Annotated in this window: 18 protein-coding genes; 6 read left to right on the top strand and 12 right to left on the bottom strand. The window is 69.6% G+C overall.

What is annotated here, in order from left to right; translation table 11 throughout:
• Positions 1-33: 33 nt before the first annotated feature.
• Positions 34-249: a hypothetical protein gene (locus PQI07_RS19215; RefSeq protein WP_043351006.1), complete on the bottom strand. Its 216-nt coding sequence runs from the start codon at positions 247-249 to the stop codon at positions 34-36.
• A 308-nt stretch (positions 250-557) separates the two neighbouring features.
• On the opposite strand from PQI07_RS19215, the gene PQI07_RS19220 reads away from it, so the two are divergent.
• On the top strand, positions 558-710 hold the full coding sequence (locus tag PQI07_RS19220; RefSeq protein WP_167380413.1) for a hypothetical protein: 153 nt from the start codon (positions 558-560) through the stop codon (positions 708-710).
• A gap of 3 nt (positions 711-713) precedes the next feature.
• Here the strand turns inward: PQI07_RS19220 and PQI07_RS19225 are convergent, their stop codons facing one another.
• Entirely contained in the window at positions 714-1,190 is a 477-nt protein-coding gene (locus tag PQI07_RS19225; protein WP_043351003.1) for a hypothetical protein, read from the bottom strand.
• A gap of 191 nt (positions 1,191-1,381) precedes the next feature.
• Positions 1,382-2,632: a phosphoglycerate dehydrogenase gene (gene serA, locus PQI07_RS19230; RefSeq protein WP_091955054.1), complete on the bottom strand. Its 1,251-nt coding sequence runs from the start codon at positions 2,630-2,632 to the stop codon at positions 1,382-1,384.
• A gap of 323 nt (positions 2,633-2,955) precedes the next feature.
• Here serA and PQI07_RS19235 point away from each other — a divergent pair, with 323 nt between their 5' ends.
• Entirely contained in the window at positions 2,956-3,804 is an 849-nt protein-coding gene (locus PQI07_RS19235; protein WP_043351010.1) for a transglutaminase-like domain-containing protein, read from the top strand.
• A gap of 14 nt (positions 3,805-3,818) precedes the next feature.
• Here PQI07_RS19235 and PQI07_RS19240 read toward each other — a convergent pair whose 3' ends face one another.
• Complete coding sequence (locus tag PQI07_RS19240; protein WP_043380608.1) at positions 3,819-4,586, bottom strand: Crp/Fnr family transcriptional regulator; 768 nt, start codon at positions 4,584-4,586, stop codon at positions 3,819-3,821.
• Positions 4,587-5,144: 558 nt separating this feature from the next.
• Between PQI07_RS19240 and rpsA the strand changes: the two genes are divergently transcribed.
• From rpsA to PQI07_RS19260, 4 genes are all read left to right on the top strand, one after another.
• Positions 5,145-6,857, top strand: a complete 1,713-nt coding sequence (rpsA, locus tag PQI07_RS19245; protein ID WP_043351014.1) for a 30S ribosomal protein S1 — start codon at positions 5,145-5,147, stop codon at positions 6,855-6,857.
• Between the two features lie 343 nt (positions 6,858-7,200).
• Complete coding sequence (sppA, locus tag PQI07_RS19250) at positions 7,201-8,163, top strand: signal peptide peptidase SppA (protein WP_043351016.1); 963 nt, start codon at positions 7,201-7,203, stop codon at positions 8,161-8,163.
• A gap of 50 nt (positions 8,164-8,213) precedes the next feature.
• Positions 8,214-8,525: an integration host factor subunit beta gene (locus PQI07_RS19255; RefSeq protein ID WP_043351019.1), complete on the top strand. Its 312-nt coding sequence runs from the start codon at positions 8,214-8,216 to the stop codon at positions 8,523-8,525.
• 18 nt (positions 8,526-8,543) lie between these two features.
• Positions 8,544-8,912, top strand: a complete 369-nt coding sequence (locus tag PQI07_RS19260) for a LapA family protein (protein WP_043351022.1) — start codon at positions 8,544-8,546, stop codon at positions 8,910-8,912.
• Positions 8,913-8,945: 33 nt separating this feature from the next.
• On the opposite strand, the gene PQI07_RS19265 is transcribed toward PQI07_RS19260, so the two are convergent.
• The 8 genes from PQI07_RS19265 to PQI07_RS19300 form a co-directional block, all read right to left on the bottom strand.
• The gene (locus tag PQI07_RS19265) at positions 8,946-9,605 is read right to left on the bottom strand and encodes a phosphoribosylanthranilate isomerase (RefSeq protein WP_274927219.1); all 660 of its coding nucleotides are present in this window, start codon (positions 9,603-9,605) and stop codon (positions 8,946-8,948) included.
• A gap of 378 nt (positions 9,606-9,983) precedes the next feature.
• Positions 9,984-11,090 carry a DUF2125 domain-containing protein gene (locus PQI07_RS19270; RefSeq protein ID WP_053610273.1) on the bottom strand — a complete coding sequence of 369 codons (1,107 nt, stop codon included), beginning with the start codon at positions 11,088-11,090 and terminating at the stop codon, positions 9,984-9,986.
• 137 nt (positions 11,091-11,227) lie between these two features.
• The gene (locus tag PQI07_RS19275) at positions 11,228-11,674 is read right to left on the bottom strand and encodes a hypothetical protein (protein WP_043380600.1); all 447 of its coding nucleotides are present in this window, start codon (positions 11,672-11,674) and stop codon (positions 11,228-11,230) included.
• Positions 11,675-11,806: 132 nt separating this feature from the next.
• Positions 11,807-12,586 carry a lysophospholipid acyltransferase family protein gene (locus PQI07_RS19280; protein ID WP_274927220.1) on the bottom strand — a complete coding sequence of 260 codons (780 nt, stop codon included), beginning with the start codon at positions 12,584-12,586 and terminating at the stop codon, positions 11,807-11,809.
• 74 nt (positions 12,587-12,660) lie between these two features.
• Positions 12,661-13,179 carry a hypothetical protein gene (locus PQI07_RS19285; protein WP_043353149.1) on the bottom strand — a complete coding sequence of 173 codons (519 nt, stop codon included), beginning with the start codon at positions 13,177-13,179 and terminating at the stop codon, positions 12,661-12,663.
• 106 nt (positions 13,180-13,285) lie between these two features.
• Positions 13,286-16,483 carry an efflux RND transporter permease subunit gene (locus PQI07_RS19290; protein ID WP_043380596.1) on the bottom strand — a complete coding sequence of 1,066 codons (3,198 nt, stop codon included), beginning with the start codon at positions 16,481-16,483 and terminating at the stop codon, positions 13,286-13,288.
• Between the two features lie 107 nt (positions 16,484-16,590).
• Positions 16,591-17,745, bottom strand: a complete 1,155-nt coding sequence (locus PQI07_RS19295; RefSeq protein WP_043380594.1) for an efflux RND transporter periplasmic adaptor subunit — start codon at positions 17,743-17,745, stop codon at positions 16,591-16,593.
• Positions 17,746-17,890: 145 nt separating this feature from the next.
• Entirely contained in the window at positions 17,891-18,211 is a 321-nt protein-coding gene (locus PQI07_RS19300) for a rhodanese-like domain-containing protein (RefSeq protein ID WP_274927221.1), read from the bottom strand.
• Positions 18,212-18,293 lie beyond the last annotated feature (82 nt).

The raw sequence follows: 18,293 nt of genomic DNA on the forward strand, positions 1-18,293 counted from the left end.
ACGAACGCATCCGATCCGCTCCTGCCCCGGCGCTCACTGCTTGGCGCGATTGATGATCGCCCACAGCACGCGGGCGACGGGCTCGGTGACGGTGCGGCGGTACTTGCGGTGGACCAGCTGACCGTTGTGATAGACGTCCTGCTCCACATAGAGCCGCTCGCCGTCCCAGCGGACGATATTGTCGGACTCGATGGTCTCCTCGACGCCGAGATCGCCTCGGAGAATCGAGTTGCCTGTCTGGGTCAGCATACGCGCGTCCTCGTTCACGCAGTCGGTTCCACCCGGGGAGCGCCACCGCGGCCCTGGTAGCGCGGCTCCCGGCGGCCCCCGACACCGGGCAGCATAGGAGTGCATCGGTGTACACGCCAGCGACCCGGTGGACGCAATCGTCGGACCGTCACCGCACCGGGCGCCAGGCTCCGACGCGCCGGCATCGGTCTCGACGCGCCCCGTGTGCGCTTCGGCACGTTCAGCTCGGCCGTAAGGTGCGATGCTTCACATGCGCTCCGATCCGCATGCACGTTGCAGGCGGGACCGGCGGCGCGACGGAGGCGTCCATGCTCGCTCGCCCGTTCCGCCTGATCGCCCCGGCGCTGGCTGCCCTCGGCCTCGTGGCCCTGCGCCTCGCAAGCCCCTTCATCGGGCCGGCCTCGCCCCCGCAACCCGGCACTTCCGCGGATACGGGGGTCGTGTTCCGGCACTACCTCTGAGGCTCAGCCGCGCCGGCTCAGAACGGCCGGCCCGGGCACCGGGCATGCGGATCCGACTGCGGGTCCGAGAACGATGTCGCCCTGCCGCGGGTTGTTCACCGTAAAGGGAGCCGTCTCCTGAAGACCGATGAAGCCGCGCCCCAGTTGCGGCACGAACAGGTCGCCCCCGAACCGGACGAAGCAGCGGTCGAGGACCGCCTCATAGTCGAAGGTCCGCTGGACAACCGGGCCCGCACCCGCGCCCGGCATCCCGCAATAGCCCGTGATGTCGATCTGGCCCGGCCGTGACAGCCGCATCGGCAGCGACCGACCGGGCAACAGCGTGGCGGGCGGCCCGCCATCCTGGCGGGCGACCAGGACCAGGTTCGATCGATTGTAGACCCTCCGCAGGCAATCCGCCGACGCGCCGGAGACGCTCGAGACCGTCCCGGCGATGCCGAGCGCGAGTCCGGCCCATGCCCATGCTACACGCTTCGTCACCGCAATTCCTCCGCCGGCCGGGCGCTCGATCGGTCGAGGCCGTCGATCATGCCGCTTGCGACTTGAACAGCGGCCAGCTTGGCCGCGCAAGACGAACGCGGCAAGATCGGCCGCGTTCACGCGCGCCGCGTAAATTACCGCACGCTTGAGAGCCCGCAGGCTCGCCGGTCCCGCGAGGCGCGTCCCTCCGGCTAGCGCCGCTCGTAGAGCAGGCGGGCGCGGATCGTGCCCGGGATGGCGCGGATCTCTGCGAGCAGCGCCTCCGCATCCGCGTCGGTGGCGTCGGTCTCCAGCACCACGTACCCGACCTCGCCGTCGGTCTGGTAGAACTGCGCGGCGATGTTGACCTGCCCGCGGGAGAACACGCCGTTGAGGCGTCCGAGCATGCCGGGCAGGTTGCGCTGGACGTGGATGAAGCGCGTTCCGGTCGGGCGGGCCGGGAGTTGCACCTGCGGGAAGTTCACGGCGCCGACCGTCGAGCCGATATCGGAATAGTCGAGGAGCTTGCGCGCCACTTCGGAGCCGATGCGCTCCTGAGCCTCCTCGGTCGATCCCCCGATATGCGGCGTGAGGATCACGTTCTCGAGTCCCTGGAGGGGGCTGACGAAGGCCTCCGCGTTGGACCCGGGCTCCGCCGGAAAGACGTCGACGGCGGCGCCCTTGAGGTGGCCGTCGCGCAGCGCCGCCGCCAGAGCCTCGAGATCGACCACGGTGCCCCGGGCGTTGTTGATCAGGAAGGATCCGGGCTTCATCGCACGGATCTCGGCCGCGCCGATCATGTTGGCGGTGGCCTCCGTCTCGGGCACGTGCAGCGAGACCACGTCGCTCTGGCCCAGAAGCTCGTGCAGCGTCTCGGTCGGCTCGGTGTTGCCGTGGCGCAGCTTGTCGGTGTGGTCGTAATACAGAACCCGCATGCCCATGGCTTCGGCGAGCGTGGAGAGCTGCGTGCCGATGTTGCCGTAGCCGACGATGCCCAGCGTCTTGCCGCGCACCTCCAGCGAGCCCGCCGCCGACTTGTCCCAGCGGCCGGCATGGGCGCCCACCGAGCGCGGAACGATCCGGCGCAGCAGCATCACGATCTCGCCGATCGTCAGCTCCGCCACCGAGCGCGTGTTCGAGAAGGGGGCGTTGAAGACCGGAATGCCCCGATGCCGGGCGGCCTCCAGATCGACCTGATTGGTGCCGACCGAGAAACAGCCCACCGCCAGGAGCCGGTCCGACGCCGCGAAGGCGGCCGCGTCGAGTTGCGTCCGCGAGCGGATGCCCACCATGTGCACGCCCTGGAGCGCCTCGTGCAGGGCCTCCCGGTCCAGCGCCTTCGGCAGCCGGGTCAGGTTGGTGTAGCCGGCGGCCCGCATCAGTGCCACGGCGCTGTCGTTGATGCCCTCCAGCAGCAAGACCCGGATCTTGTCCTTGGGCAGGGAAAGCTTGTCGGGCGTCATGGGCATGGATCGTCTGGCAGCAGGCCCCCCGGCGGCGGCCGGACGACCTTGGGTTCGAAGCGGCTCCGGATACGAGGGCGCCCTGTGCGTTGCAACATGGCGCGACGCCGGGCAGCCCCGCCCGGGGAGCGCTTCAGGGTGCGCAGCGGAGTCGCGCGGCCTCGGCCCGCGCCGAACCGTGCCGAATATTCGGGCAGGTCGACGACGCCCTGCGGGCATCTCCGACGGAACTTGAGGTCGCCTCGCGGCTTGTAGGGCCCTGTACTGTTAACGGCTCGATCTCCGGCAGCGCCGGACAGCGACCTACCATTCGGTCCTCGACGATGCATATCCGCACCGGCTTCTCGATCGCGTTCGACACGTTCGGCCCGACGCCGATGAACCTGCTGCTCAACGTCCGCCCGGAGCTGAGGCGCGACCTCGTGACCCCGGAGGTGATCACCTTCGATCCTCCGGTGGCGGCCCGGCAGCACGTGGACGCCTTCGGCAATGTCTGCACGCGCCTCGTCGCGCCGGGTGGACGGATCACCATGACGGCCGATTTCACGATCACCGATAGCGGCCGGCCGGACGACCAGGCGCCCGACGCCCGCCAGATCGCCGTGCAGGACTTGCCCGACGACGTCCTGACCTTCCTGTTGGGCTCGCGCTACTGCGACACCGACAAGCTCTCGCAGACGGCCTGGTCGCTGTTCGGCGCCACGCCGGAGGGCTGGGCGCGCGTCCAGGCCATCGTCGATTTCGCCCACAATCGCCTGCGCTTCGACTACCAGCAGGCCGACGCGACCCGCACCGCCTTCGACGGCTACACGCAGCGCGTCGGCGTGTGCCGGGACTTCGCGCATCTGGCGATAACCCTGTGCCGGTGCATGAACATCCCGGCGCGCTACGCCACCGGCTATCTGGGCGACATCGGCGTGCCGAAGGATCCGGCGCCGATGGACTTCTCCGCGTGGTTCGAGGTCTACCTCCACGGGCCCGACGGGCCGCGCTGGTACACGTTCGACGCCCGCCACAACCGGCCCCGGATCGGCCGCATCGTCATGGCCCGCGGCCGCGACGCCACCGACTGCGCCCTGACCACGAGCTTCGGTGCCGCCCAGCTGATCCGCTTCGATGTCCATACCGACGAGGTGCCGGCCGCACCGGATGCGCTGGCCCAGGCCGCCTGAGGCGGCCCCACGCCCTAGACGGTCTCGACGGTCGGGTGCGCAGGGGCGGCGTTGTTCGCGAGGTGCAGGAACGTGGGGTCAAACTCGGCGACTTCGGCGAGCGCGTCCCAGTTCTCGATGGTCAGGATGCCGCCGCCCAGCGTGACGAGCCCGCGGCCCCGGAGCGTCCGCAGAACCCGGTTCAGGTGGACGCTCGTCAGGCCTAGGGAGTCGGCGAGTTCGGACTGCTTGGGCGCCAGCGGACAGCTCAGGCCGCGCGTCAGCCCGACCGCCTTCTGCCGGAGATAGAGCTCGCAGAACATGTGGGCGACGCGACCGAGCGCCTGCCGCCGCCCGAGGCTGGTGATCCGCTCGCGGTAATGCGCGGCGTCGATCAGGCTGTCGCGCCAGAGGGTGGCGGCGAGACCGGGATTCTTGAGGAGAACCGCCCGCAGGTCGTCATGCGCGACCAGCGCCACGACGCAGGACGTCAGCGTGGCGAGGTTGTGATCCATCCGGTGCAGATGGAGGCTCTGCAGGTCCGGAAGGTCGCCCGCGATGTAGAACGACAGGATCTGGCGTCCGCCCTCGGCCAGGGCGGAATAGCGATAGACCCAGCCCTGAAGGACGAGGCAGCTCTGGTTCGGCCTATCGCCGAACCGGACGATGTCGTGGCGCGCGGGCAGGTTCCGGACGGTGTGGGGCAGCGCGAGGAGCGCCTCGCGGTCGGCATCCGCAATCCGCGCGATGCTGTCGAGCTTGCGCGCCAGCATCTCCATCGGGGCGTTGTACCCGTTCGGCATCGGGCGTTCAGGCCTCGGTTCGCGAGGCATGGGGGATGCCGCTGTGCCGCAGACGCGGGGCACGACGGGAGACGAGATCAGGACGCAGCACGCTTCTTCCCTCAAAACACTCCGGATGCGCCGGACAGACACCAGGCCGCGCCCGACGGACCGGTGCGGGCTCTCCTGACCGGCGGATATGCGCCGGGCAAGCGTCCGGCGGCAGACAGACTTGCCACATCTGCAGCCGGCGGCAAGACCGCACGCAAGACCGCACCTGCGCCGCGGCCATCCGACGCCCGGGGAGGCTAAAACCCTAATCGGTTGAAGTCGCAAGGCCGATGTTGTAAGGGACCCGCGTCCTCCCGGATCCCCTCTCGCGCGCCCGTCTTTCCGGTGCGCCCGCCAGGTTTCCGGCTGGACCGCCCTCGTCATCCGTATCGACGCGTCGGCAAGCCGGGTCCCGCGGGACCGGCCGCCTCTCCCGAAAGACTCCGGGAAGGCCGCGGCGAACGGGGGCGCCTGCAACGCGAGCCGCCGACGCAACGGGCCTCCGATGGAGGCCGTTCAGGAGACAGAATGACCGCAGGTACCGCTCTGGGGCGTGGCCCGAGCCGCGAGGATTTCGCAGCCCTCCTCGAGGAGAGCTTCCTCGAACACGAGATCACCGAAGGCTCCGTCGTCAAGGGTCGCGTCGTCGCGATCGAGAAGGACGTGGCCGTCATCGACATCGGCGCCAAGACGGAAGGCCGTGTCGCGCTGAAGGAATTCACCGGTCCCGGCCGCGAGGGCGAGCTGAAGGTCGGCGACGAGGTCGAGGTCTACGTCGACCGGATCGAGAACGCGCTGGGCGAAGCCGTCATCTCGCGCGACAAGGCCCGCCGCGAGGAGAGCTGGGTCAAGCTCGAGAAGTCGTTCGAGAACAACGACCGCGTCACCGGCACGATCTTCAACCAGGTCAAGGGCGGCTACACCGTCGACCTCGACGGCGCCGTGGCGTTCCTGCCGCGCTCGCAGGTCGATATCCGCCCGGTCCGCGACGTCACCCCGCTGCTGGGCACCCCGCAGCCGTTCCAGATCCTCAAGATGGATCGCCGCCGCGGCAACATCGTCGTGTCGCGCCGGACCGTGCTCGAGGAGAGCCGCGCCGAGCAGCGCTCGGAGCTGGTGGCCAACCTTGAGGAAGGTCAGGTCATCGACGGCGTCGTCAAGAACATCACCGAGTACGGCGCCTTCGTCGATCTCGGCGGGATCGACGGCCTGCTGCACGTCACCGACATGGCGTGGCGCCGCGTGAACCATCCGTCCGAGGTCGTGACCATCGGCCAGACGGTCAAGGTGAAGATCATCAAGATCAACCACGAGACGCACCGCATCTCGCTCGGCATCAAGCAGCTCCTCGCCGATCCGTGGGAGGGCATCGCCGCCCGCTACCCGGAGGGCGCCAAGCTCAAGGGCCGCGTGACCAACATCACCGACTACGGCGCCTTCGTGGAGCTGGAGCCGGGGATCGAGGGCCTGATCCACGTCTCCGAGATGAGCTGGACCAAGAAGAACGTCCATCCGGGCAAGATCGTCTCCACCTCCCAGGAGGTCGAGGTGCAGATCCTGGAGGTCGATCCGGTCAAGCGCCGCATCAGCTTGGGCCTCAAGCAGACCCTGCAGAACCCCTGGGAGGCCTTCGCCGAGAAGCACCCGGTCGGTTCCGAGGTCGAGGGCGAGGTCAAGAACAAGACCGAGTTCGGCCTGTTCATCGGCCTCGAGGGCGACGTCGACGGCATGGTCCACCTGTCGGATCTCGACTGGAACCGTCCCGGCGAGCAGGTCATCGAGGAGTTCAAGAAGGGCGACATGGTCCGCGCCCAGGTTCTCGACGTCGACGTCGAGAAGGAGCGGATCTCCCTGGGCGTGAAGCAGCTCGGCGGTGACCCCTTCGCCGAGGCCGGCGAGATCAAGAAGGGCCAGATCGTCACCTGCGAGGTCGTCGAGGTGAAGGATGCCGGCGTCGAGGTGAAGATCGTCGACACCGACATGCAGACCTTCATCCGCCGCGCCGAGCTGGCCCGCGACCGTGGCGACCAGCGTCCCGAGCGCTTCGCCGCCGGCGAGAAGTTCGACGCCCGCGTCGTCCAGTTCGACCGGAAGGCCCGCCGCGTGCAGGTCTCGATCAAGGCCCTCGAGGTCGCCGAGGAGAAGGAGGCCATGGCCCAGTTCGGCTCCGCCGATTCGGGCGCCTCGCTCGGCGACATCCTCGGCGCCGCCTTCAACAAGAAGCGCTCCGACGACGAGTAAGACGCCGACCCCGCCGCCCGGCCCGTCCGGGCGGTGGATCCCTGGCTTCGACACCCGCGCAGGACCGACGTCCTGCGCGGGTTCTTTTTTGCGCCCAGCAATTCAAGGTTGACGATGGCGGAGCGCCGGCGGGGTCGCCCCGTCCGGAACGACAGGGACGGGCCACCCGGTCATTTTCTTCGCGCGCCCCGTATCCACGCCTGCGGAAAATGCTCTAGAACACCGGCCTCGCCCGGCGCGGATCGAGCGAGCCGAAGGAAACCAAGGACTTGCCCGGCGCGAGCGCGATGCGCCCGCATCCCGTCGAGGGGGCCGGCCGGGGGGCTTTAGGGGAAGCGACAGCATGGCAGCCGATGCCGAACTGCTGATTGACCGGCGGCGCCTGCGTCGCAGGTTGTCCCTCTGGCGCGTGCTCGGCGTCGGCGGCCTCATCGTGGCGGTCGGTGCTTTGGGCTATCGGGCGCGGACGGGCGTCGAAGGCGCGTTCGCGGTCCAGCCGCAGATCGCCCGCATCTCCGTCTCCGGCTTCATCGCCGGGAGCGAGGCCACCGCCAAGCTGATGAAGCGGGTGGGGGACTCGGATGCGGTGAAGGGCGTGATCGTCTCGATCAACTCGCCCGGCGGTACGACCACGGGGTCGGAGGAGATCTTCCGCAACCTCCGGACGCTCGCCGCCAAGAAGCCGATCGTCGCCTTCGTGGACGGCACGGCCGCGTCCGGGGCCTACATCACGGCCATCGCGGCCGATCACATCGTCGCGCGTGAGACCAGCCTGGTCGGATCGATCGGCGTGCTGTTCCAGTATCCCGATTTCTCGGGGCTCTTGGACAAGGTCGGCGTCAAGGTCGAGTCCGTGAAGTCGTCGCCGCTCAAGGCCGAGCCGTCGGGCTTCACACCGACCTCGCCGGAGGCGCGCGCCGCCCTGGCCTCCGTCGTCGGCGACACCTATGCGTGGTTCAAGGGCCTCGTCGCGGAGCGCCGGGGCATGGATCCGGCGCAACTCGGCGCCGTGTCCGACGGCCGGGTGTTCAGCGGTCGCCAGAGTATCCCGCTGAAGCTGGTCGACGAGCTCGGCGGCGAGCGTCAGGCGGTGGCGTGGCTGGAGAGCGCCCGCGGCGTCCAGACGAACCTGCCGATCAAGGATTGGAAGCCCGCGACGGAGAGCCGGTTCACCCTGTGGTCCGCGGCCGGAATCGGCGCCGACCTCCTGGGCCTGGACGGCCTCGCGGCGCGCCTTCGGTCCGTGGGGGCCGAGGCACAGGCCGCCCGGGGTGGGATGCTCGCCCTCTGGCGTCCGGAACCCTGAACCACCGCCACCGCGCAGCCCGCCCCGATCCCGCGAGAAGATTCCACGCCATGATCAAGTCGGAGCTCGTCCTCAGGATCGCCGAGCAGAACCCGCATCTCTACCAGCGTGACGTGGAGATCCTGGTCAACGCGATCCTCGACACCATTTCCGATGCGCTGGCCCGCGGCGACCGGGTGGAACTGCGTGGCTTCGGGGCCTTCTCGGTGAAGCGCCGGGAGGCGCGTCGGGGACGCAACCCGCGCACGGGTGCCGCCGTTGCCGTGTCCGAGAAGGCAATCCCCGTGTTCAAGACCGGCAAGGAGATGCGCCAGCGCCTCAACGCCGCCGGGATCGGCGAGAATGCCTCGGCCGCCGAGTAGGAAGGACCTGTGAGCGCGATGATCCGTTTCCTGAAGAGCCTCGTGCTGCTGCCGATCGCCGCCTTGGTGATCCTGCTGGCGGTGGCCAACCGCGCGCCGGTGCAGCTCTCCTTCGATCCGTTCAACGCGGACGCGCCGGTCTTCAGCGTCGCTCTTCCGCTCTACGCGATCCTGTTCGGCGCCGTGGCCCTCGGCATCGTGGTCGGAGGCATCTTCACGTGGCTCGGCCAGGGCAAGACCCGCGCCCGGGCGCGCTACCATCGCCGCGAGGCCGTCCGGTACGAGCGCGAGGCGACCCGGCTGCGCACCTATGCGCCCGAGAGCGAGACCGCGGGCACCTATACGGTCCCGAATACGGGCCGGACCGCGCTGCCCGCGCCGCGCTGAGCGGTTCCCGTTCGCGGCGCTGAGGCGGAAACCTCAGCGCGCCCGCCGCGCGGCCGCCACGAAGGCCGCGATCTTCGCCGGATCCTTCACCCCCGGCGCCGTCTCGACCCCGGACGAGACATCGACGGCGCCCAGTGCCGTGCGGGCGATGGCATCGGCGACGTTGCCGGCATCGAGGCCGCCCGACAGCATGGTGCCCTCCGGAAGCGCGGCGCCGCGCAGGATCTCCCAGTCGAAGCATCGGCCGTTGCCGCCCGGCAGGGCCGCATCCGGCGGCGCCTTGGCATCCAGCAGGATCCGGTCGGCGACCGCGGCATAGGCCGGCAGGACGGCGAGATCCGCGGACGTGGCGATGCCGAGGGCCTTCATCACCGGCCGGCCAGCGCGGGCGCGGATCGCCGCGACGCGCTCCGGGCTCTCGCGCCCATGGAGCTGGATGAGATCCGGATCCACCGCCGCGACGGCCGCGGCGAGCAGAGCGTCGTCCGGATCGACCAGCAGGATCACCCGCTCGGCCCGCCCGCGGGCGAGGGCCGACAGGGCGGCCGCTTGCTCCAGCGCCACGTGCCGGGGGCTGCGCGGGAAGTGGACGAGCCCGATCCAGTCCGCCCCGGCGTCCAGAGCGGCGGTCAGAGTCGCTTCGGTGCTGAGCCCGCAGATCTTGATACGGGTCGGGGACGCGGATGAGGCCATGGGCCTCCTATAGCCGATCCGGCGTCGCCGAGCAGGCCCGTGCGACAGGCCCGTTGCTGCAATCCGCGCCCAAGCCGACGCACCAGGCCTCGCGCGCAGGGCGACACGTGCCGTCGCGCTGCGCGGTCATCCCGTAGACCCGCAGCGGCGCCCGGGATCCCGACGCGCCGAGGCCGCGAGATCCTGCACCACGAGCGCCTTTCCATTCCGGTCTCGCCGACAACGCCCCGGCCTGACGGCGCAGGACATCGATGGTGAGCCAGGGTGTCCGATGCGCGCGGCCATGAGCCCGGACAGGCGGCAAGGCGCGTTGCATCGTCTTGCGCCGAAGACGCGCCTGTCCGGGCGTTTCAGAGGCCCCCTCAGACCGAGAGCCGCCTAATACAGCGCCGGCACGAAGACGTTGGGGATCGGAAATCCGCTGAAGACCACCTTCCCGTCGACGAGCCGCAGGGGTGGGAGCGCCTTGAGGGGTGTCGCGTCGGCCGGCGCGTCCGGGTTCGGACGCTGGGCCAGCCCCAGCAGGCCGCCGACCAGCTGGCCGACCAGCGCGCCCCGATCCGAGCCGAAGCGCTGGCCGACGATGCTGCCGACCAGCGCGTCGACGCCGGCCGCCCGCAGATCGATCTGGCCCGCCGGGCGGTGCGCGGCATCGAGGGCGAGGGTGCCCTTCGCCTGAACGCGCTGTGCGCCCTTGGCCAGCGACAGGGCCGTCAGGTCCAGGTTGCCGCCGGCTTGGCGCCAGCGCTCCAGCTCGCGCGCCACCGTCCCGGTCCGCAACACGGTGGCCTGCGTCAGGCTCGCATCAAGGGCCAGATCGACCGGATCCCGTGTTCCGGTGAGGGCATCGAGTTGAGGCACCGCCGCCTGATTCAGGCGCAGGCTGAGATCCACCGCACCGTCGGAATCGAAACGGCCGGGGCTCGGCCGGGCGTGCAGTTCGAGGTGCCGGCCCGCAACCGCGATCGGACCGGGCTCTGCCCCCTTCACGGTGACATCGGGATTGTCGACGACCAGAGAGGCGCGGGTGAAGCCATCCGCGGCGCCGTGGAAACTGCCCTGGAGCGCGGACCAGGACGCGTCTCCGGTCAGCGCGCCCTGCTCGACATGGAACGGACCGGCGCTCTCGAACACGACGAGGCGCGGCTGATAGATCTGCGCCACCGCGGTGCTCGGTCCCAGCCGGAAGCGTCCGTCGGCACGGTCGAGCGTGACGGCGCTGCAGCGCAGCTCGAGCCGGAACGGGTAGCCGCCGAGCGAGCGGTCCGCACAGGTCCAGGTGCGCCCGGCCGACGCCTCCCGGGCGATCCAGCCGTCGATCTCGGCGGCCGCGCGCTCACGCATCCACAGCCAGCCGGCCGACCAGCCCGCCACCACGAGGGCGAGCAGGATGTAGGGCAGGAACAGCCCGAGCCGGGATCGCCGCGCGCGCCCCACCGGGGCTGTCTGGTCGGCACCCTCCGGCCGCGTCCGATCCTGCACCATGCGCTCCGCTCCCCGACCCGATCCCCGCAGGGACATCGCGGCCTCGCCTTGAGGCCATGCAAGGGGCGAAACTGGGGCAGCGCCGCCCCGGGTCGACCGCTGCGGACGTGATCCGTCCGCGCGCGTCGCGTTTCCGGTCAGACCTGCGCCGGCTCGACGGTGTCGACCTGCAGATCCTCGACGATCGCCACCCGCTCGACGTCGTTCTCGGCCAGGCGATGCACGTGCATCTCGGTGGCGCCCCGGCGGCGGACACGGTCGAGCCAAGTCCGCCGCAGATGATCGCGCGGACTCTCGCTGGAGCTGGCCACCGAGACCATTTCGGCGATGCCCGCATTGTCCCGGCGGACGGCGATCACCACGGCCTGGGCCATCTCGTCGAGGTCGAAGCCCCCGGCCGGATGAACCCCGACCACGTAGCGGCGGCCGGAACGGCCGCGCCAGGCCGAAAGGGGAAGCGCGGGCGAGCCGCGCAGACCTGCGGTCGTCTTGAGGCGTTCTTCACGCACGTCCTGCCTCCGGGTGCGATCGTCCTTCAGGTCGCGGAGCGCGGCCGACCAGGACAGGGCTCTTCTGTTCGCCATTTGTTCCAACCTAACGCGCGATATCCACAGGCGTCAAGCGCGACGTTCCCAAGGGCAGATGTGGCGACGATGCCCGTTATCCACAAGCTGGCTCAGCGCCACCGGGGACGGAACGCGGCGGTTGCGCGGGGCTCAGCGGCGCGGCGCGGCCACGACCGGTGCCTCGTCCGCCGGTACGGCATGGCCGTCTGCCGCGCAGCCTGCGATGCCGCCGTCGACGAGGGCGTTCGAGGCCGTCTCGAGCCGATCCTGGACCAGCGCCTGGAACTCCTGGCGGGGCAGGCCGGGCGGGATGGGCGGCAGGAATTCGATCACCGCCGTGCCCGGCCGGCGCACGAGGCTGTTGCGCGACCAGAACAGGCCGGTGTTCAGCGCGACGGGCAGGCAGGGAACCTTCAGGGCGGTGTAGAGATGCGAGAGTCCCTGCTTGTAGGCGGGCGGCGCGCCGACCGGCCGGCGGGTGCCCTCGGGAAAGATGATGAGCTGGCGCCCGTCCTGGATCGCCGCGCCGGCCGCGGCATTCATCAGGCTCATGGCCCGGGTGCCCTTGGACCGGTCGATCGCCACCATGCCGCTGCGCGACAAGTACCAGCCGATCAGGGGGATCAGCAGCAGCTCCTTCTTCAGGACGTAGGCGAAGTTCGGCAGCACCGTGCAGAGGGCCAGGGTCTCAAGGGCCGACTGGTGCTTGGCCGCCACCAGCAGGGGACCCGTCGGGATGTTCTCCAGCCCACGGAACTCGACCCGCGTTCCGGCGACGACGCGCAGCAGCCACAGGGTGATCCGCCCCCAGGCGCGGGCCAGCCGCAGAACCGACCGGCCGGAGACCAGCATGGGCAGGCCGGCGACCGCCAGGACCGCCGTGACGGCGTAGAAGCAGATGTTGAAGGCGAGGGAGCGCAGGGCGAGCATCGGATACCGTGTCGTAGCGGCCTCCTGTAGCGCGCCCGCGTGTCCGCGGCCAAGGGCGACGTCGCCGGGAGCCGTCAGGCATCCTCGGAGAGGTCGGCCTCGCGGATGCGCCCGGCGCCGCGCCCCGCGACCAGCCAGTAGACCAAGCCCGCACTCGCGCCGACCACGAACAGGATCAGCGTCAGGCGCACCTCGCCGGCGAGGAGGGCGGCATCCCGGGTTGCCCCGCCGGACCGGAGCGCGCCGCGCGTCAGCCAGGGGAGGGCGGCGGTGAGCAGGCCGCAGCCGGCGCCGTACCACAGGAGGCCGCGACATCCGAGGATCTCCCCGCCGAGACCGATCAGGGCCGGGGGCACGAACAGCAGCACGAACAGCGCCTTGGCGAGGCCGGCGACGAACAGGGCGAGTCCCTCCGGCGGGAGCCCGGCCGAGAGGTCCGACAGGGCCATGTCGAGGCCGGCGAGCGCCCCGCCGCTCAGCCAGGCCTGCGCGGCCGGATCGACGAGCAGCGCCAGGACGAGAACCACGAAGCCCGCCGGAACAGCGAGCAGGAGGGCGAAGGCCCCGAGAATGAGGCGACCGAGGGCGTGCATGGCGCCAGCCTCTACACCGGGCGCGCCCGCCCGTCGCGCGAAAGCCGCGCCCGATCCTCGCGGATCCGGCACGGCTTCCAGGATACGGCAGCCGAGAGTGTGCCCGTCAGCCGTGCGCGGGCGCGGCGCCGCCGGAATCACCGTGGGTGTGCTTCTTCCGGAACCGCCCGATCCAGAGCGAGAAGTGGCGGATCACCACGTAGAAGACCGGCGTGAGGAACAGGCCGAAGAAGGTCGCGCCGATCATCCCGAAGAACACCGCCGTGCCGAGCGCCTGACGCATCTCGGCGCCGGGGCCGGTGGCGATCACCAGCGGCAGGGTGCCCAGGATGAACGCGAAGGCGGTCATCAGGATCGGGCGCAGGCGCAGGCGGCAGGCTTCCACCGCCGCCTCCACCGGGCCGCGATGCTCCCGCTGCTCGATGTCGTGGGCGAACTCGACGATCAGGATCGCGTTCTTCGCCGCGAGGCCGATGAGCACGATCAGGCCGATCTGGGTCAGGATGTTGTTGTCCTGGCCGCGGAACTGCACGCCCGCGAGCGCCGCCAGCACCCCGGTCGGCACCACCAGCAGGATCGCCAGCGGCAGCGCCCAGGATTCGTACTGCGCGGCGAGGACGAGGAAGACCAGCAGCACGCCGAGGGCGAAGACCGCGCCCGCGGTGCCGCTCGCGGCCTTCTGCTGGTAGGCGATCTCGGTCCAGTCGTAGGAGTAGCCGTCGGGCAAAGCCTTCTTGGCGATCTCCTCCATGGCGGTCAGCGCCTGACCAGTCGAGACGCCCGGCTTGGCCACGCCCTGGACCGGGACCGAGTAGTAGAGGTTGAACCGCTGCACGATCTGCGGACCGGTCACGTCCCGCACCGAGGCGAGGGTGCCCATGGGCACCAGCGCGCCGGTGGAGGAGCGCACCTTGATCTGCGAGATGTCCTGCACCGAGGTGCGGAACGCCGCGTCGCCCTGCAGGCGCACCTGATAGATCCGGCCCAGCGTGTTGAAGTCGTTGACGTAGGTGCCGCCGAGATCCGCCTGGACCGACGAGAACACGTTCGCCAGCGGCACGTTCAGCATCCGGGCGATGGTACGGTCGATGTCGAGGAACAGCTGCGGCGTCGAGTTATCGAAGGTCGTGAAGACGCGCTGCACGTCCGCGCTCTGGTTGGCCTGAGCGATCACCTCGCCGGCCGCGGCCATGAGCGGGCCGATATCCGACGACTGGCGGCTCTCGATCTGCATCTTGAAGCCGCCGCCGTTGCCGAGGCCGCGGACGGGCGGCGGCGGGATCACGATGACCCGCGCCTCCTGGATGTCGGAGGTGGCCTTCAGCACGTCGCCGGTGATGACGGCCGCGCTTCGACCGACCTCCGCGCGCTCCTTCGCCCCCTTGAGGGTCAGGAACATCACGCCGGCATTGGTCGTGTTGGTGAAGGTCGCGCCGTCGAAGCCCGCGATGATCACCGCGTTGGCCACGCCGTCGACGGTCCGGGCCTGCTTGGCGGCGCGCAGACACACCTCCGTGGTGCGGTCGAGGGACGAGCCGGACGGGAGCTGGACGACGCCGATCAGGTAACCCTGGTCCTGGTCCGGGATGAAGCCCGTGGGCGTCGTCTGCGCCAGATGGAGCGTCCCGGCGATCACGGCCGCATAGACCAGCAGCATCACGCCCAGGCCGACGATGCCGCCGGTCAGGACGCGGATCGTCCGGCCGTAGGCGTTCGACGTCGCGTCGAAGGCGCGGTTGAAGCCGTTCGCCAGCCAGTTCACGAACCGCGTCAGGAAGAATTTCGGCTCCTTGCGCGCATGATGCGGGACCAGCAGCAGCTTGCAGAGCGCCGGCGACAGGGTCAGCGAGTTGAAGGCCGAGATCAGCGTCGAGGCCGCGATGGTCAGCGCGAACTGCTTGTAGAACTGGCCCGAGATGCCCGGGATGAACGCCGTGGGCACGAACACCGCGGCGAGCACCAGCGCGATGGCGATGACCGCGCCGCCGACCTCGTCCATGGTCTTGTGGGCGGCGTCCCCCGGCGACAGGCCCTCGGCCATGTTGCGCTCGACGTTCTCCACCACCACGATGGCGTCGTCGACCACGATGCCGATGGCGAGAACCAGCCCGAACAGGGTCAGGTTGTTCAGCGAGAAGCCGAAGGCCGCCATCGCCGCGAAGGTGCCGATCAGCGACACGGGAATCGCGATCACCGGAATCAGCGCGGTGCGCCAGCTCTGGAGGAAGACCAGCACCACGATGACGACGAGGCCGACGGCCTCGAACAGGGTTTTGTAGACCTCGTGGATCGATTCCTCGATGAACTCCGTCGGGTTGTAGGCGATGCGGTACTCGACGTCCGGCGGGAATTTCTTCTTGACCTCCTCCATCACCTTCTTGACCGACGCCGCCGCGTCCAGCGCGTTCGTGCCCGGCCGCTGGAAGGCGCCGATGCCCACCGCGGGCGTGTCGTTCAGGAACGAGTTGGTCGTGTAGTCCTTCTGGCCCATCTCGACGCGGGCGATGTCCTTCACCCGGACGAGGCGCCCGTCCTGCGCCTTGATGATCACCTCGGCGAACTGCTCGGGCGTCTTGAACCGCGCCTGCGACTGAACGACGAGCTGGAACGCCTCGCTCTTGGCCGCGGGCGGACCGTTGAGTTGGCCGGCCGCCACCTGGACGTTCTGCTCCTGCAGGGCCGTGGTGACGTCGGTGACCGACAGTCCGTAGGCGGCGAGCTTGTTGGGATCGACCCAGATGCGCTCGGCATACTCGTTGCCGCCGAAGATCGTGATGTCGCCGACGCCGTCGAGGCGCAGCAGCTCGTCGCGGATGTTCAGGTAGATGTAGTTGGCGAGGTAGTTCTGGTCGTAGGTCTTGTTCGGCGAGAGCAGGTGCACGACCAGCATCAGGTCGGGGGAGGCCTTGCGCACCGTGACGCCGAGGTTGCGCACGTCCGGCGGCAGGCGCGGCTGCGCCACCGAGAGCCGGTTCTGCACCAGCACGTTGGCGATATCGAGGTTGGTGCCGACCTTGAAGGTCACGGTCAGCAGCATGTTGCCGTCGTTGGTCGACAACGACGTCATGTAGAGCATGTTGTCGACGCCGTTGACCTCCTGCTCGATCGGCGTCGCGATCGTGGCGGCCACGGTCTCGGCATTGGCGCCCGGATAGGAGGCGCGCACCGTCACGGTCGGCGGCACGATCTCGGGATACTGCGAGACCGGGAGGCTCTCGTAGGCCACGAAGCCGAGGATCAGGAACACGATCGACGTGACGGACGCGAAGATCGGCCTGTCGACGAAGAAATGGGCGAAACGCATCGGTCAAACCTCTGAGGCCCGCCGGTCTCCCGGACGGGGCCCTGCGTCGTCGGTGCGGGGCGCACCCTGGGGCGCGCACGAAGGCATTCGTGACGAGCCGCGCGGGCTCAGGTCTTGCTCGGCGGCAACTCGACGGTCTCGGGCGTGACCTTCGCCCCCGGCCGGACCCGGGCGAGGCCGTTGACCACGATGGTCTCGTCGCCCTTCAGCCCCGACTGGATCACCCGGTAGCCGTCGACCTTCGGTCCCAGCACGACATCCTTCTGCTGGATGACATTCTCGGGCCCCACCACGTAGACGATGCGCTTGTCCTGGTTGGCGGCAACCGCCTCGTCGGGGACCAGCACGCCCTGGAAGGGCTTCGTCGCCGGCATCGCGACGATGCCGAACAGGCCGGGCTTGATGAACAGGTCCGCGTTCGGGACGGTGGCGCGCAGCAGGATCGTGCCGGTGGCGTTGTCGACGCGGTTGTCGACGAAGTCGAGGGTGCCCTTGCGGGTCGGCTTCGCCTCTCCGGACAGCGAGATCAGGATCGGCACACCCTTGCCCTGCTGGGTCTGGCCCATCCCGATGCCGAGGCTGTTCTGGTACTTGAGGAACGCCTTCTCATCGACCGTGTAGCTGAAATAGATCGGATCGAGCGAGACGATCGTGGTCAGCATCGTCTGGTCGGCGCTGACGATGTTGCCCTCGGTCACGAGGCGCCGGCTGATGCGGCCGTTGATGGGCGCCTTCACCTCGCTGAAATCGTAGTTCAGCTGGGCGTTGTTGAGGGCGGCCTGCGCGCTGTCGACGTCGGCCTGGGCCGTCTGGGAGGCCTGCCGGCGCTGGTCGGTCACCTGTTCGGAGATGTTGCCGCTGCGGGACAGGGTCTGCGCGCGCTCGAGATCCGTCTGCGAGAAGGACTGGCGCGCCTTGGCCGAGGCCAGCGCGGCCTGGGCCTGCTCCAGGGCCGCCTTGTAGGGCCGCCGGTCGATGACGAACAGCACATCCCCCTTCTTCACCGTCTGGCCGTCGACGAAGTTGATCTTCTCGAGATATCCGGTGACGCGGGCCCGGACCTCGACGTAATCGATCGCGTCGAAGCGACCGGTATACTGGTCCTGCTCGACGATCTGGCGCACCACGGGCTTGGCCACGGTGACCTTCGGCGGCGGCCCGCCCGGCGCCTGGGCGCGGGCCGCCGGGGTGAGGGGACCTGCCGCGAGACCCGCGACGAGGGCTGACAAGAGGGTGAGAAGGCTGGGAAGCCGGCTGCGCATCGGGTCCTGCTGTCCGTTGGCTGACCGTGCGGTCGCGCCGAGCTTGACGATTGTTCCGCCGCGGGTGCGGCCTAACCCGCGCGCCACGCTGTTGCTTGTGCGCGAGCGCACATCACGGTCTCGTGTACCGGATTGAATCCGCAGGTCAGGCGATCGTCTCACCTGCGCTGTACCAGTCCTTGAATCCGCCTTTGTAGTGTTCGGCGAGATCGAGTCCGGCATTCTGCACGGCCATCAGCGCGTGGATCGAGCGGACGCCCGAGCCGCACGAGAAGACCGCGCGCCGACCATCGGCGGCCACGATATCCGCCACCGCCTGCGGATCGAAGCTGGAGAGGGGATGCGAGACGGAACCGGGAATGTGCCCGGCCTCGAATTCGTGCGGCTCACGCACATCGATGATCAGCATCGAGCCGTCGCTGAGCCCGCGCTTGACCGTGTCGCGATCGAGGTCGACCACCCGCATCGGCAGGATCTCCGTTCCGCCCGCTCTCGGCCAGGCTGGTTGACTGACGCTTTTCCTTATTCGTCAGACCCGAGCGGCGCAA

This window comes from Methylobacterium sp. 092160098-2 (assembly GCF_028920805.1).
In the GTDB taxonomy this organism is placed as follows: domain Bacteria; phylum Pseudomonadota; class Alphaproteobacteria; order Rhizobiales; family Beijerinckiaceae; genus Methylobacterium; species Methylobacterium fujisawaense.